This window comes from Paenisporosarcina sp. P4_D4 (genome assembly GCF_056401835.1).
The window spans coordinates 1-988 of sequence record NZ_JBFUIO010000334.1 but is presented as its reverse complement, the minus strand read 5'-3'; the positions used below and the strand labels follow the sequence as shown (position 1 = coordinate 988).

2 protein-coding genes are annotated in these 988 nt (G+C 34.3%); one reads left to right on the top strand and one right to left on the bottom strand.

Going from position 1 to position 988, the window contains the following annotated elements:
* Window positions 1–296: pyroglutamyl-peptidase I (locus AC1DSL_RS18655; RefSeq protein WP_477533389.1), on the bottom strand; the 296-nt coding region annotated here is incomplete at its 3' end.
* A gap of 424 nt (window positions 297–720) precedes the next feature.
* On the opposite strand from AC1DSL_RS18655, the gene AC1DSL_RS18650 reads away from it, so the two are divergent.
* Window positions 721–988, top strand: a 268-nt coding sequence (locus AC1DSL_RS18650) for a hypothetical protein (RefSeq protein ID WP_477533388.1), incomplete at its 3' end; no start/stop codon positions are given.

Below are 988 nucleotides of genomic sequence, written 5' to 3'. Positions count from 1 at the left end.
GGTGTATGTCCTTCGTTATCTGCAGCACCATCTTTCACATTGATCGCGATGCGTTCTGGTGTTATTTTTGAGCGACCTCCTGCCAATCCCAATGAAATGACTGCATCCGGCTGTAACTCTTTTATCAAAGCGACTAATTGGTCCCCTGATGACTTAAAATCAACCGTCATCGTTTTCCCTACAATTTGATAATCTCCAATCGTTTGTCCGTTTAATTCTTCCACTATTTTCATAGTTGGATTCACCGTGAACTTTAAAAAGGGTTCAAAACCTGTCAGTAACAACGTTTTCTTCATAACTAGTAACCTCCTTTTCTCATAATTTTATTGTACCGTATAGCCTCTTTTATTTCGAAAAGCAAACAATTTATGGATAATATTATTTGGATTTTTAACGATTTTAGTCCAGATAGATAGACCACTCTATTGGTATTTCTTCGTATAAAGTTAGTATAAATTCGAAAGAAATATTTTTACAGACGGTTACTAGAAGTATAATTTTTATTTTGAGTTGAATTATAGTTATTCAACTCAAAAAGATGTACAGTACGAAATCTCCTAAATACCATCTTATATACCTTTCATCCTTACGATTAAATAGTATCCATCAGAATTATTTTAGGAAAGCAAATTGGAATTATGAAAGAAGATGTGTGATTGTCTGTGAAAGTGGGTATCAATATAAGATAACTGATTTTTAACAACAATTGGAGGGATGACGATGTCTAGAGGAAATACACGTTCATTGTTAATTGGAGGTCTTGCAGCTACGGCTTATATGTTTTTACAGAAAGCAGAAAATCGTGAAAAAGCCAAAATCATGATGAATAATACGATGACAAAAGTGTCCTCATTCATGGATTCAAAAAATGTAAAACAATGCCAAATGACAAAAGCAGGTTTCTCAGATCCTAACGATCCGGATGACAATCGTATGGTGGAAGAAGGCGCCATGACCAGTGTTCAATATTATATCGAAAGTGTACTAA